Source organism: Mesorhizobium loti (genome assembly GCF_013170705.1).
In the GTDB taxonomy this organism is placed as follows: domain Bacteria; phylum Pseudomonadota; class Alphaproteobacteria; order Rhizobiales; family Rhizobiaceae; genus Mesorhizobium; species Mesorhizobium loti_D.
The window spans coordinates 5164739-5179771 of record NZ_CP033334.1 but is presented as its reverse complement, the minus strand read 5'-3'; the positions used below and the strand labels follow the sequence as shown (position 1 = coordinate 5179771).

The 15033-nt window shown below is 64.6% G+C and carries 6 protein-coding genes; all 6 read left to right on the top strand.

Annotated elements, in window-relative coordinates; translation table 11 throughout:
• Positions 1 to 94 precede the first annotated feature (94 nt).
• Positions 95 to 1327 carry an imidazolonepropionase gene (gene hutI / locus EB815_RS25555; RefSeq protein WP_056565453.1) on the top strand — a complete coding sequence of 411 codons (1233 nt, stop codon included), beginning with the start codon at positions 95 to 97 and terminating at the stop codon, positions 1325 to 1327.
• Positions 1324 to 2865: a histidine ammonia-lyase gene (hutH, locus tag EB815_RS25550; protein ID WP_056562746.1), complete on the top strand. Its 1542-nt coding sequence runs from the start codon at positions 1324 to 1326 to the stop codon at positions 2863 to 2865. Before hutI ends, hutH begins: the two co-directional genes overlap by 4 nt.
• Positions 2865 to 3683 carry an N-formylglutamate deformylase gene (gene hutG, locus EB815_RS25545; RefSeq protein WP_056562743.1) on the top strand — a complete coding sequence of 273 codons (819 nt, stop codon included), beginning with the start codon at positions 2865 to 2867 and terminating at the stop codon, positions 3681 to 3683. The genes hutH and hutG overlap by 1 nt, the downstream gene beginning before the upstream one ends.
• A gap of 32 nt (positions 3684 to 3715) precedes the next feature.
• Positions 3716 to 5386 (top strand): urocanate hydratase, encoded by a 1671-nt coding sequence (gene hutU, locus EB815_RS25540; RefSeq protein WP_056562741.1) that lies wholly within the window; start codon positions 3716 to 3718, stop codon positions 5384 to 5386.
• A 12-nt stretch (positions 5387 to 5398) separates the two neighbouring features.
• Positions 5399 to 5977, top strand: a complete 579-nt coding sequence (locus tag EB815_RS25535; RefSeq protein WP_056562737.1) for a HutD/Ves family protein — start codon at positions 5399 to 5401, stop codon at positions 5975 to 5977.
• 287 nt (positions 5978 to 6264) lie between these two features.
• Complete coding sequence (locus tag EB815_RS25530; RefSeq protein ID WP_056562734.1) at positions 6265 to 14844, top strand: GH36-type glycosyl hydrolase domain-containing protein; 8580 nt, start codon at positions 6265 to 6267, stop codon at positions 14842 to 14844.
• The last annotated feature ends 189 nt before the right edge of the window (positions 14845 to 15033 follow it).

Sequence of the window (15033 nt, the reverse complement as noted above, 5' to 3'; positions counted from 1 at the left end):
CTCTCCGCTTTCCCGTCTCTCGTGCGATGATGCCACTTGCAGTGCGTTTCAATATGTATATACATAATCGCCACCGATTGAAACGGAAAAGATGATGGCTGCAGAGAGCAAAAGCCGGGCAGGGGATCTTCGTCTGTGGCGCAATGCGCGTCTGGCGACCTTGGCCGAAAGTTCCGCCGGTCTCGGTATCGTGGAGCATGGCGCCGTCGCCGCGCGAGACGGCCGCATTGTCTATGCCGGGCCGGAATCCGAGATGCCCTCGGCGCTTGCCCGGGGCGAAACGGTCGATTGCGAGGGCCGCTGGATCACGCCCGGCCTGATCGACTGCCACACCCATCTGGTCCATGCCGGCAATCGCGCCAACGAATTCGAGATGCGGCTGGCTGGCGCCACCTATGAGGAAGTCGCCAGGGCCGGCGGCGGCATCGTGTCCTCGGTCAAGTCCTTGCGCGCCGCCAGCGAGGACGAACTGGTTGCCCAGACGCTGCCCCGCCTCGACGCGCTGATGGCCGAGGGGGTCACGTCGGTCGAGGTCAAATCGGGCTACGGGCTCGATGTCGACAATGAGAAGAAGTCGCTGCGCGCCGCCCGCCGGCTGGGTGGCGAACGGGCTGTGACGATCCGCACGACTTGTCTGGCCGCCCATGCGCTGCCGCCCGAAGCCAAGGGCGACAAGGACGCCTTTATCGACCTTGTTGCCGGAACCATCGTACCGGCGGTTGCCGCCGAAGGCCTGGCTGACGCGGTTGACGGTTTTTGTGAAGGCATAGCGTTCTCGCCGGAACAGATGGCACGCGTATTCGATGCGGCAAAGGCAGCCGGTCTTCCCGTAAAACTCCATGCCGACCAACTGTCCAACCTGCATGGCGCCGAACTCGCCGCGCGCTATGGCGCACTGTCGGCCGATCATCTCGAATACACCGATGAGGCCGGTGCCGTGGCGATGGCCAAATCAGGGACCGTGGCCACGATCCTGCCGGGCGCCTATTACTTCATTCGCGAGACGAAGAAGCCGCCGATCGGCCTGTTCCGCCAGCACGGTGTCAGGATGGCTGTCGCTACCGACAACAATCCCGGCACCTCGCCGCTGACATCGCTGCTTTTGACCATGAACATGGCGGCGACCCTGTTTGCATTGACGGTCGATGAATGTCTGGCGGGCGTTACCCGCGAGGCCGCCCGCGCACTAGGCCTGTTGGGAGAAACCGGCACGCTGGAAGCGGGAAAATCCGCCGACCTGGCGATCTGGGACATCGAGCGCCCCGCCGAACTCGTTTACCGCATGGGCTTCAACCCGCTTCATGCCCGCATCTGGAGAGGACAATGACCGAACTGACCTTGAAGCCCGGCAATGCGACGCTGGCCGACTGGCGCGCCATCTACCGTGGCGCCGCATTGCGGCTGGACGATGCGTGCCGCCCAAAGATCAAGGCGAGCGCCGAGGCTGTCGCCAGGATCGTTGCCAAGGGCGAGCCGGTCTATGGCATCAACACCGGGTTCGGCAAATTGGCCAGCGTGCGTATCCCAGCCGGCGATCTCGAGACCTTGCAGCGCAACATCGTGCTGTCGCATGCCGCCGGCGTCGGCGAACCGATGCCGGTTGCCGTTGCCCGGCTGATGATGGCGCTGAAACTTGCCAGCCTGGCGCAGGGAGCGTCCGGTGTGCGCTCCGAAACCATCGAGTTGCTGGAAGCGATGCTCGCCAACGACGTCATCCCCGTGGTGCCGGCGCAAGGCTCCGTCGGCGCTTCCGGCGACCTCGCGCCGCTGTCGCACATGACGGCGGTGATGATCGGTGTCGGCGAATGCTTTACCCCGCATGGCCGCTTCCCGGCCAAGGTCGCCTTCGTCTCGCACTGCCTCGAGCCGGTGACGCTTGGCGCCAAGGAAGGTTTGGCGCTGCTCAACGGCACGCAGTTCTCGACCGCCTATGCGCTGGCCGCTCTGTTCGAGGCCGAAGTGCTCTATCAGTCGGCGCTGGTCGCCGGCGCGCTGTCGACCGATGCCGCCAAGGGGTCCGACGCGCCGTTCGATCCGCGCATTCATCTCCTGAGAAAGCACCGTGGCCAGATCGAGACGGCGGATGCGCTGCGCAACCTGATGGCCGGCAGTGCCATCCGCGAGTCGCACCGTCTCGGCGACGAGCGCGTGCAGGATCCCTATTGCCTGCGCTGCCAGCCGCAGGTGATGGGTGCCGCGCTCGACGTGCTGCGCAAGGCCGCCGATACGCTCGAAACCGAGGCCAATGGCGTCACCGACAATCCGCTGATCTTCGCCGAGGACGATACCGCGCTCTCCGGCGGCAATTTCCACGCCGAGCCGGTGGCCTTTGCCGCCGACATGATCGCGCTTGCCGTTTGCGAGATCGGCTCGCTGTCGGAACGCCGTATCGCCATGCTGGTTGACCCGGCACTGTCCGGCATGCCCGCCTTCCTGACACCGAAGCCCGGCCTCAACTCCGGCTTCATGATCCCGCAGGTGACGGCGGCGGCGCTTGTCTCGGAAAACAAGCAGAAGGCCTATCCGGCCAGCGTCGATTCGATCCCGACCTCGGCCAACCAGGAAGACCATGTCTCGATGGCCGCGCACGGCGCGCGCCGTCTGATCGGCATGGTCGAGAATGCGACGGCGGTGATCGGCATCGAGTTGCTGGCCGCCGCGCAGGGCTGCGATTTCCATGCGCCACTGGCGTCGAGCGCCGCGCTCGAAGCGGTGCGCAAACTGGTCCGGGCCGAAGTGCCGCATCTCGACAATGACCGGCATTTCCACCCTGACATGGAGAAGGCAATCGCCATGGTGCGCAGTGGCGCGACGGTCAAGGCTGCCGGCGCGGTGGCGCTGCCCTCGATTGCGGGAGCGGCGTGATGGCCGCCACACCCTGGCTCACCGTCAGCCAAGGCACAGCACCCCTGCTGGTGTCGATCCCGCACACCGGCATCGACCTTGCCGGCCTCGAAAACCGGCTGGTGTCGCCCTGGCTCGGCCGCCGCGACTGCGACTGGTGGATCGACAATCTCTATGACTTCGCCGGCAGCCTCGGCGCCACCGTCGTCCACACCGCGATCTCGCGCACCGTCATCGACGTCAACCGCGATCCTTCGGGTGCTTCGCTCTATCCCGGCCAGGCCACCACCGGTCTGTGCCCGACCGAAACCTTTGATGGCGATCCGCTCTACCGCGAGGGCGAAGAGCCGGGACCGTCGGAGGTCGACGAGCGTCGCGAAAAGTTCTTTGTGCCTTATCATGCCGCCTTGCAGGCAGAGATCCACCGGCTGCGTGGCCTTCACGACAAGATCGTCCTCTACGATTGCCACTCGATCCGTTCGGTGCTGCCGCGCCTGTTCGAAGGCACGCTGCCGGTGTTCAACCTCGGCACCAATGACGGCAAGAGCGCCGACCCGAACCTGCAGGCAACGGTCAGCCAGATCATGGCCGAAACCGGCGAAACCTCTGTCGTCAACGGGCGCTTCAAGGGCGGCTGGATCACACGCCACTTCGGCCAACCGCAACAGGGTGTCCACGCCTTGCAGATGGAACTCTCAAACCGTGGCTACATGCGCGAGCCGGAAGAAAAAGGAACGCCGGACAATTGGCCGGTACCCTACGATGCCGAGTTTGCGGCGCCGATCCGCGCGACGCTGAAGACCATCCTCGAAACCGCGATCGACTGGGCAAGGCGCTGACGCGCCGCCCGTCTTGCTTGAAAGGGACAATGATGAACAATCCCCGCCACAACATCCGTGAAGTCCGGGCGCCGCGCGGCGACAAGCTCAACGCCAGGTATTGGACGACCGAAGCGCCGCTGCGCATGCTGATGAACAATCTTGACCCCGACGTCGCTGAAAATCCCAACGAGCTGGTCGTCTATGGCGGCATCGGCCGGGCGGCGCGCACCTGGAATGATTTCGACCGCATCGTTGCCTCGCTGAAGACGCTTGGTGAGGACGAGACACTTTTGGTGCAATCCGGCAAGCCGGTCGGCGTGTTCCGCACCCACGCCGACGCGCCACGCGTGCTGATCGCCAACTCGAACCTCGTCCCGCACTGGGCGACCTGGGAGAAATTCAACGAGCTCGATAAGAAAGGTCTGATGATGTACGGCCAGATGACGGCCGGCTCCTGGATCTATATCGGCACGCAGGGCATTGTGCAGGGCACCTACGAGACCTTCGTGGAGGCCGGCCGCCAGCATTATGGCGGCAATCTCAAGGGCAAATGGATCCTGACGGGCGGCCTCGGCGGCATGGGCGGCGCCCAGCCGCTCGCCGCCGTCATGGCCGGCGCCTGCTGCCTGGCGATCGAATGCAATCCGGACTCGATCGATTTCCGCCTGCGCACTCGCTACGTCGACGAGAAGGCCGAGACGCTCGATGAAGCGATGGAGATGATCGAGCGCTGGACCAAGGCCGGCGAGGCGAAGTCGGTTGGGCTGCTCGGCAATGCCGCCGAGATCGTGCCGGAAATGTTCAGGCGCGGCATCCGCCCCGATATGGTCACCGACCAGACCTCGGCCCACGACCCGATCAACGGCTATCTGCCCAAGGGCTGGACGATGGCCGAGTGGCGCGAGAAGCGCGTCAGCGACCCGAAGGCGGTCGAGAAGGCGGCGCGGGCTTCCATGCGCGAGCATGTCGAGGCGATGGTGGCGTTCTGGAACGCCGGCGTGCCGACGCTGGACTACGGCAACAATATCCGCCAGGTCGCCAAGGACGAAGGGTTTGAGAACGCCTTTGCATTCCCGGGTTTCGTGCCGGCCTATATCCGCCCGCTGTTCTGCCGCGGCATCGGCCCATTCCGTTGGGCGGCACTCTCGGGCGATCCGGAAGATATCTACAAGACCGACGCCAAGGTGCGCGAATTGACGCCTGGCAATACCCATCTGCACAACTGGCTGGACATGGCGCGCGAGCGCATTTCCTTCCAGGGCCTGCCGGCCCGCATCTGCTGGGTCGGTCTTGGTGACCGCCACCGGCTCGGCCTCGCCTTCAACGAGATGGTTGCCAAGGGCGAACTCAAGGCGCCAGTCGTCATCGGTCGCGATCACCTCGATTCCGGCTCGGTTGCTTCGCCGAACCGCGAGACCGAAGCGATGAAGGACGGCACCGATGCCGTATCCGACTGGCCGCTGCTCAACGCACTGCTCAACACCGCTTCCGGCGCCACCTGGGTGTCATTGCACCATGGCGGCGGCGTCGGCATGGGTTTTTCACAGCATGCCGGCATGGTCATCGTCGCCGACGGCACGCCCGATGCCGCCAGGCGCCTGGAGCGCGTGCTGTGGAACGACCCGGCGACCGGCGTCATGCGTCATGCCGATGCCGGCTACGACATCGCCATCGAGTGCGCCAAGGAGCATCAGCTCAATTTGCCCGGCATCCTCGGGTGATAGGCTGAGATCATGCGCATTCTTCGTGCCGCCGACTACCGCGTCATGCCGTGGAAGAACGGCGGCGGCACGACAACCGAGATCGCCGTTTCGCCCGACGGGGCGGGCCTCGATGAGTTCGACTGGCGCGTGTCGATGGCCCGCGTCGAAGGCAGCGGGCCATTCTCCACCTTTGCCGGCATCGACCGCACACTGTCGGTGCTGGAGGGCGAGGGCATCGTGCTTGATATCGCCGGCCGGCCGGCGGCGCGGCTGACACCGGCTTCCCAGCCTTTTTCCTTTCCAGCCGACCAGCCGACCAGCGCCGCGCTGATCGCAGGCCCGATCACCGATCTCAACGTCATGACCCGCCGTGGCCGCACACTGCATTCGGTCGAGCGCTTGGCGATTTCGCGGCCTGTGGAAATCGCGACCCAGGCCGGTTCGACCCTCATCCTGTGTCACAAGGGCGAAGCCGTCTTCCACGAGGCCGGGTCAATTCGCCTCGGGCCGCTCGACACGCTGCTGCTCGGGCCGGATGCCCCGGCGCTGAGGGTCGAGCCTGCTCGGGATACGACGCTGTTCGTGGTCCGCGTAACCATCGCGGCCTGACGCCTTCGCGCCAACGGTTACCGCCTGTTTCCAAACATGATCGTGCTGCCGGCGAAATATAGCGTAAGCTCTTGCCGGCATCACGAAAAAGCCCGAATCCTCTCCGCCGATCGATCTCGACGGGAAGAGGGGCGCTCGTCTTGGAATTTTGCCGAGAGATGACGCCCTGTCGCGGTGCGGAAACAAACTTTCGGCAAGTGGGATTATGCAACCAATTGCATTTGAACCGGTTTTAGGGCCATTGCCGTGGCGGTGACGCCGCTGAGTGCCCGCTTACGGAATTTTCAATGAATATTCAGACGAACCCAGCCCAGATCGAGAAGACCAGCGCCAGCTTCCCGGCCATTACGGAAGAGCCGATAAGGTCGACATTCCTGCCGGAGGAACGGCTCCGGCTGCTCGGCGAAAGCCTGGCAAAAGGCGATCTCACCGACCTGTTCGGGCTTATCCCGTTCGACTTCCAGGCGCGTATCCGCGACAGCGCCAAGAAGATCCTCGAAGTCTACCGTTCGACCAATGCGGCACAAGCCAAGGGCGAAACGATCACCCCGGCCGCGCAATGGCTGCTCGACAACAATTACCTCGTCGAAGAGACCATTTTCCAGGTCAAGCGCGATCTGCCACGCCGCTTCTACCGCCAGCTGCCGACGCTGAAGCTGCCTGATGGCGGCACCGTGCCGCGTGCGCTGGCACTGGCCTGGACCTATGTCGCGCATTCGGACAGTTCCGTCTCCGCGACCATGTTCAAGTCCATCGTCCAAGGCTTTCAGTCGGTCGAGCCGCTGAAGATCGGTGAACTCTGGGCACTGCCATCGCTTCTGCGCTTCGTGCTGATCGAGAATCTCCGCCGTCTGGCGGTCAGGGTCAATCGCACCCGCCAGATGCGGCAGATCGCCAACGATGTGGCCGACAAGGTGCTGGCGACCGACGACAGCGCCGACCGGCAGGCTATCCTGGCCAATTTCAGCGCCCACGCGCAGGACACCACCTTTGCCACCCAGCTTCTCTATCGCCTGCGCGACGGGTCGCAGAATGCCGGCAAGGCCCTGGAATGGCTGGAAGGCGAGCTCGAAAAGACCGGCTCCGATGCCGAGGAGATAATCATCTCCGAGCATCACACGCTGTCCAGCGGCAATGTGACGACCGGCAACATCATCCGCGGCCTGCGCCTCATCAACGACGTCGACTGGACAGTATGGTTCGAGGGCGTCAGCCGCATCGATACCGTGTTGCGCGAACGCACCGATTTCGCCGCGCTCGACTTCTTCTCGCGCGACCAGTACCGGACCGCGATCGAGGAACTGGCGCGCCGCTCCGACCTGTCGGAATACCGCGTCGCCGAAAAGGCGATCGAACTGGCCGGCCACGCCACCGGCGAGACCGGCTCGAGCATTGAAGAGGGTGACACGCCAACGGCATCCGCTCACACCGATGTCGGCTTCTATCTCGTCGGTCCGCGCCGTCTGGAATTGGAAAAGGCGATCGGCTATCGGCCGACCATCAGCCAGACAGTCAAGCGGGCCTTCGCCAAGACCGGATGGCTTGGTATCGTCCTGCCGGTCTTCGCGCTGACGGCCCTGCTTCTTGTCCTCACCGGCAATGCGTTGGCCAATCTCGGCCTGTCGGTAACCTCGATCGTCCTGATGCTGGCGCTGTTTGCCGTGCCGGCGAGCGAGGGCGCGCTCGCCTTCTTCAACACCGTGGTCTCGCTGTTCCTCAAGCCGACACGCCTGATCGGCTATGACTACAGGCACGGCGTGCCGCCCGAGGCGCGCACGCTGGTGGTCGTCCCTTCGCTGATCGGCTCGCGTGACGATGTCGAGGAGAACATCCGCAACATCGAAGTGCATTACCTGGCCAACCTGGTGGATGAGATCCATTTCGCGCTTTTGTCGGACTGGCCCGACAGCAAGATCGAGATCGATGCGGCCGACACCGAGATCCTCGAATACGCCCGCGCCGAGATCGCCCGTCTCAACGCCCGCTATCCCTCGGAAGGCGCGCCGCGCTTCTACATCCTGCACCGCCGCCGGCTCTTCAACGCTGCTCAAGGGGCCTGGATGGGCTGGGAGCGCAAGCGCGGCAAGCTGCATGAGCTCGACCTTTTGCTGCGCGGCGACAGCGACACCACCTTCCTGCCGCTGGATGTGCCGCTGCCGGAAAAAGTCGTCCATGTGATGACGCTGGACGCCGACACGCGTACCACGCGCGATGCAGTGGCGAGCCTCGTCGGCAAGCTCTGTCATCCGCTCAACCGCCCGCATTTCGACGCCACCAGGCGCGTCGTCACCGCCGGCTACACGATCCTGCAGCCACGCATCACCGCTTCGCTGACATCAGGCGACGAGGCCTCGTTCTTCCAGCGCGTGTTCTCGGCCAATCGCGGCCTTGATCCCTACGTCTTCGCCGTCTCGGATCTTTATCAGGACGTGTTCAGTGACGGCTCCTTCACCGGCAAGGGCCTCTATCACGTCGATGCCTTCGAGGCGGCCCTGCAGGGCCGCATCGAGGAAAACACCATCCTCAGCCACGATCTGCTCGAAGGCGCGCTGGCGCGCGCGGCGCTGGTCACCGACGTCGAACTGGTCGAGGACTATCCGACCCGATACTCGGTCGACGCCTCGCGTCACCATCGCTGGGCACGCGGCGACTGGCAGCTTCTGGGCTATATCCTTGATCCGCGCTCCGGCGTTCCGGCCCTGTCGCGCTGGAAGATGGTCGACAATCTGCGCCGCTCGCTGACGCCGATCTTCTGGGTGATGGCGGCGATCGCCGGCTGGACCCTGCTGCCGTTCACGCAGGCGGCACAGTGGCAGGCGCTGCTGATCCTCAGCCTGTTCATGGCGCCGACCTTCGACGTCGTCAACGCCATCCTGCCCAAGAGCGGCGACCAGACGCCGCGCGGCCATTTCTCGGCGCTCGCGCGCGACGTTGCCTTTGGCACCGCCATGGTGGCGCTGAAGATCGTGCTGATGGCGCACAATGCCTGGATGATGGGCGACGCCATCGTGCGTACGCTCTACCGGCTGTTCGTCAGCCGCCAGAACCTCCTGGAATGGCGCACCGCCTCGCAGGCGCACAAGGCCGGCGACAATGATGTGGGCTCCTATTACGGCATGATGTACGGTGCCGTAATCATCGGCTTCGTCGGCCTCGCCATTCCGGTGCTGGCCGATTCCACCGGCGCCTTCGTCGCCTTCTTCTTCGCCCTGTTCTGGATCGGATCGCCGGCGATCGCCAGCTGGATCAGCCGCTCGGCTGAAACGGAGGATCGTCTGCGCATATCGCAGGCCGACATTCATGCGCTGCGCACCGTGGCGCGGCGCACCTGGCACTATTTCGAAAGCTTCGTCACGGCGGAGCATCACAATCTGCCGCCGGACAATTTCCAGGAAAGCCCGGCGCCGGTCGTGGCACCGCGCACTTCGCCCACCAATGTCGGTGTCTACCTGCTGTCGGTCGTCTCGGCGCGCGATTTCGGCTGGATCAGCCTGTCCGATGCCATCACCCGCATCGACGCCACCATGACGACCATCGAGAGCATGCCGCGCCACCGCGGCCATCTCTTCAACTGGTACGACACCACGACGCTGAAGCCGCTCTACCCGCTCTATATCTCGGCTGTCGACAGCGGCAATCTCGCCGGCCACCTGGTGGCGGTGGCGGCTGCCTGTGCCGAGTGGGCGGAAGCCCCTTCCGTTCACCTCCAGGGCGATTTCGAAGGCATTCTCGACACGGTGACCATTCTGAGCGAAAGCCTCGATGAGTTGCCTGACGATCGCCGCCAGTTGCGGCCCTTGCGCCAGCGCCTCGCTGACCGCCTGGACGGCATGCGGCGTGCCGTGGAGACGATCAAGGCGCAGCCGGAAATGGCCTCGATCCGCACCATCAACCTTGCCGTGCTGGCGGGCGAGATCCGCAAGCTGGCCACCGCCATCCACACCGAGGCAGCGTCGGCACAGAGCGACGTCATCGTCGACTGGGCGGCAAGGCTGGAAGCGACCTGCGAGGCGCATGTCCACGACGCCCACAGCGACGACAACGCCGTCGAGGCACTGCGCGCCAAGCTACTGACCTTGCGCGAGCGCACGCGCCGTTTCGCCTTCGAGATGGAATTCGCCTTCCTGATGCGGCCGGAGCGCAAGCTGCTGTCGATCGGCTACCGGGTCGAGGAGCACCAGCTCGACGAAAGCTGCTACGACCTTCTCGCCTCCGAGGCGCGGCTGACTAGCCTGTTCGCAATCGCAAAGGGCGACCTGCCTACCGAGCATTGGTTCCGGCTCGGCCGCCCAATCGTCGAGATCGGCTTCCAGGGCGCGCTGATGTCCTGGTCGGGCTCGATGTTCGAGTATCTGATGCCGCCACTGGTAATGAAGGAGCCGCAAGGCTCGATCCTCAACCAGACCAGCAAGCTGATTATCAAGCGCCAGATGCAGTACGGCCGCCAGAAGAACGTGCCGTGGGGCATTTCGGAAGCGGCCTACAACGCTCGCGACCGGGAACTGACCTATCAGTATACCAATTTCGGTGTGCCCGGGCTTGGGCTGAAGCGCGGCCTTGGCCAGAACACGGTGATCGCGCCCTACGCCACCATCCTGGCGGCGCAGTTCAACCCGCGCGAAGCCGTGCAGAACCTGTCTCGGCTGCGCGAGATCGGTGCGCTTGGTCCTCATGGCTATTACGATGCGGTCGATTTCACGCCGCAACGCGTGCCTGAAGGTACCAACCACGCGGTCGTGCTGAATTACTATGCGCACCATTCGGGCATGTCGATCGCGGCGGTCGCCGACGCGATCTTCGAGGGTCGCCTGCGCGACCGTTTCCACAGCGATCCGGTTATTGAATCGGCTGAACTCCTGCTGCAGGAAAGGGCGCCGCGCGACATCCCGACCGCCACCGTCAGGACCGAAGCGGACGAGCGAGCCAAGGACGAGACCGAGACCGAGAGTCCCGACACCCGCATCGTGCTCGATCCCTTGCGAGCGTTGCGATCGACCAATGTGATGTCGAATGGCCGTTATTCGGTGATGGTGACCGCGACCGGTTCCGGCTACAGCCGCTGGGGCGATCTGTCCGTGACCCGCTGGCAGCCGGATCCGGTCGAGGACCGTCTGGGCTCGTACATCTTCCTGCGTGACGTCAGCACTGGCGACTGGTGGTCGGCAACGGCGGAGCCCAAGCGCGCGGCCGAGGAGAAGGTGCAGACCCTGTTCTCCGACGACAAGGCGAGCTTCGTCAAATCGGTCGGCACGTTGCGCTCCGAGGTCGATTGCATCGTCGTTTCCGAAGGCAATGGCGAAGGCCGTCGCATAACGCTCTACAATGAAAGCACATCCGATCGTCACATCGAGGTGACGTCCTTCGCCGAACTGGTGCTGGGTTCGGAGGCTTCCGACAACGCGCATCCGGCCTTCTCGAAGATGTTCGTGGAGACCGAAATCGCCGCCAACAACGGCGCGATCTTCGCCACGCGCCGCAAGCGCGAAACCAGCGAGCCTGATATCACCCTGGCGCATTTCGTCACCGATCCGTCCGGGCCGGCGCGCGATGCGGAGGCCGAGACCGACAGGCGTGCCTTCATCGGCCGTGGCCGCTCCATCGTCGATGCCGCCGCTTTCGATCCAGGCGCGAGACTTGGCGGCCATTCCGGCTTCACGCTCGATCCCATCGCCTCGCTCCGCCGCCAGGTGCGCGTACCCGCCAACAAGAAGATATCGTTGACCTTCTGGACCGTGGTCGGGGCCAATCGCGCCGAGCTGGACGATGCCATCAATCGGCTCGACCATCAGGAGAGCTTTGCCCGCCAGGCGATGCTTGCCTGGACCCGCAGCCAGGTGCAGACCCGCCACATGGGCCTTAGCCTGACCGATGCCGCCAATGTGCAGAAACTGGCACGCTATCTGATCTATCCCGATGCGTTCCTGCGGCTGCCTGCCGAATCCATCGCTTCGGGCCTGGGCAAGCAGTCGAGCCTGTGGCCGACCAGCATTTCGGGCGATTTTCCGATCTTCCTGGTCAGGATCGGCGACGTCGCCGACCTGGAAATCGTCGCCCAGGCGCTGCGCTTCCAGGAGTATATGCGCACCCGCGGCATGATGATCGACTTCGTCGTCGTCAACGAGCAGGCCTCGTCCTATGTCCAGGACCTGCAGCGGGCGGTCGAGACGCTGTGCGAAAACAGCCGTCTGCGCGGCAAGGAACTCGGACCACGGCAGCATATTTTCGCGGTGCGCCGCGACCTGATGGAAGAGACCACATACAAGACATTGCTCGCCGTCGCCCGGGTGGTGCTGCATACGCGCAACGGCACCATCTTCGATCAGATCGAGCGGGCCGAGGCAGCGGCCCTGCAGGCGCGCGACGCGCTTGTGCCGACCGGGTTGACGACGCCGCGCGAGATTCCGGCGCCGGTGGCGCATGCATTCGCCTCGCAAGCCGTGGCGGATGTCAGCGCCGATGGCACCGGCCTCAACCAATGGAACGGCTTTGGCGGCTTCGACGGCGACGGACGGCACTATGTGGTGCGCCTGGCTGGCCGGCGCAGCACGCCGCAGCCCTGGATCAACGTCGTCTCCAACGCCTCGTTCGGCTTCCACACCTCGGCCGAGGGCGCCGCCTTCACCTGGAGCCGCAACAGCCGCGACTACCAGTTGACGCCGTGGTCGAACGATCCGGTCTCGAACCGGCCGGGCGAGGGCATTTATATCTACGATCAGGCCAGCGGCAGGGCATTCTCGCCGCTCGCGGCCATGGTGCGCGATCCCTCGATGACGTACGAGGCCTGGCACGGGCAGGGCTTCTCGACGTTCCGGTCGAAGCGCGGGCCGTTGTCGATGGACCTGACCCATGTCGTGGACCCCATTGATCCGGTGAAGATCACGCGGCTGCGCATCCAGAATTCCGGCTCGGTACCGGCGCGGCTGCGCGTCTATGCGTATGCCGAATGGGTGCTTGGTGGGCACCGGTCACGCACCGCGGCGACCATCGTTCCGTCCCGCGACAGCGCGACCGGCGCCTTGCTGGCGCAAAACCCCTACGGGCTCGATTTCAGCGAGCGCGTGGCCTTCCTCGCCGCCGACGCGGCTGTTCATTCGGTGACGGCGGACCGTTCCGAGTTCCTCGGCCGGCACGGGTCCAGCGAACTGCCGCAGGCGGTGCTGAGCGGCGCGGCGCTGTCGGGTCGCGTCGAGGCCGGAGACGATCCATGCGCGGCGATCGCCCGCGACATCGAGATCCCGGCCGGCGGCGACGTCACGCTGCTCTGGCTGCTCGGCGACGCCGATTCCGCGGCGCAGGCGAGCGCGCTGGTGCAAAAGCACCGGGGCAAGGATTTCGACCAGCGCCTGGCCGACAACGAGCGCGAGTGGCGCGGCTTCCTCGACACCATCCAGGTCGAGACGCCGGACAAGGGGCTCGATGCCATGGTCAATCACTGGCTGCCCTATCAGAGCCTTGCCTGCCGCATCCGCGCCCGCTCGGCCTTCTATCAGGCGAGCGGCGCCTTCGGCTTCCGCGACCAGTTGCAGGACACGCTGGCACTGCTGGCGCATGATCCGACGCTGGCGCGCGACCAGATACTCAACGCCGCGCGGCGTCAGTTCCCGGAGGGCGACGTGCAACATTGGTGGCTGCCGCGCACCGGGGCCGGCGTGCGCACGATGATCTCCGACGACGTGGTCTGGCTGGCCCACGCCACGGCGCGCTACCTTTCGGTGACCGGCGACGCCACGATCCTGAAGGAGCAACTGCCCTTCATCGATGGGCAGGCGCTGGGCGAGGGCGAGCACGATGCCTTCTTCACCCCGGAAATCTCTAAGAAGACGGTGTCGCTCTACGATCACTGCGCGCGCGCGCTCGACCTCGCCATCAAGCGCAGCAGTCCTGCCGGCCTGCCGCTGATCCTTGGCGGCGACTGGAACGACGGCATGAACCGTGTCGGCGAACACGGCAAGGGCGAGAGCGTGTGGCTGGGCTGGTTCCTGCTGAAGACGCTGGGCGACTTCGCCACCGTCGCCAAGGCCGAGGGCGACAGCAAGCGCGAGCAGGCCTGGGCAAAGCATGCCGATGCGCTGAAGCGGGCACTTGAGAGCACGGCATGGGACGGCGAATGGTACCGGCGCGGCAGCTTCGATGACGGCACGCCTTTGGGCTCACGCACGTCCGAAGAGTGCAGGATCGACTCCATCGCCCAGTCCTGGAGCGTGCTTTCGGGTGAGGGCGACCCGGCGCGGTCGACGACTGCGATGCGGCAGGCTACCAGCCTGCTGGTGGACGACAAGCTCAAGATCGTCAAACTGTTCACGCCACCCTTCTCGAAGACGCAGAAAGATCCTGGCTACATCAAGAGCTATCCGCCTGGAGTGCGCGAGAATGGCGGCCAGTACACCCACGCCGCGACCTGGTTCGTCATCGCGCTCGCCGAGATGGGACAGACCGACGAAGCCTATCGCTGCTTCTCGATGCTGAACCCGGTCAACCACGCAATCGACGAGGCCTCGACCGAACACTATCGCGTCGAACCCTATGTGGTGGCGGCCGATATCTATGCCGGAGAGGACAAGGGCGGGCGCGGCGGCTGGACCTGGTACACCGGCTCGGCGGGCTGGCTCTACCGGGCGGCGGTCGAGGGCATCCTCGGCATCGAACGGCGCGGGAAGCAGATCACGTTCCGGCCGAAGCTGCCCAGCCATTGGGATGGCTACCACGCCACGCTCAAGATGCTTGGCGCCGAGATCAAGGTTCATGTCATTCGCGACAAAAAGACCAAGACGATCTCGCTGGAAGTTGATGGTTCGAAAACAAAATCCGCTTCTTTCGAACCCAAAGCTGGTTCGAAGACCGAGATCGTGGTCAAGATACCGGCGTGAAATCAGTGGCTTAGATCAATGGATCGCGCGTCCTTCGGGACGCGCGGCATGGCCCCTTGTTACTTGCGCGATCCGCGATGACGTTCGCCAGGCGCACCCAGTGCCAATTCCTGCAAACCTGTTGTGATTAAAATTGTGGCAGCGCTCGGCCGTTGCCATGATTTTGCCGCAAGGCTGGCATTTCACCTT

Coding starts and splice junctions, on each gene's coding strand:
- hutI (WP_056565453.1), top strand. CDS start 95: ATGGCTGCAGAGAGCAAAAGCCGGGCAGGGGATCTTCGTCTGTGGCGC.
- hutH (WP_056562746.1), top strand. CDS start 1,324: ATGACCGAACTGACCTTGAAGCCCGGCAATGCGACGCTGGCCGACTGG.
- hutG (WP_056562743.1), top strand. CDS start 2,865: ATGGCCGCCACACCCTGGCTCACCGTCAGCCAAGGCACAGCACCCCTG.
- hutU (WP_056562741.1), top strand. CDS start 3,716: ATGAACAATCCCCGCCACAACATCCGTGAAGTCCGGGCGCCGCGCGGC.
- EB815_RS25535 (WP_056562737.1), top strand. CDS start 5,399: ATGCGCATTCTTCGTGCCGCCGACTACCGCGTCATGCCGTGGAAGAAC.
- EB815_RS25530 (WP_056562734.1), top strand. CDS start 6,265: ATGAATATTCAGACGAACCCAGCCCAGATCGAGAAGACCAGCGCCAGC.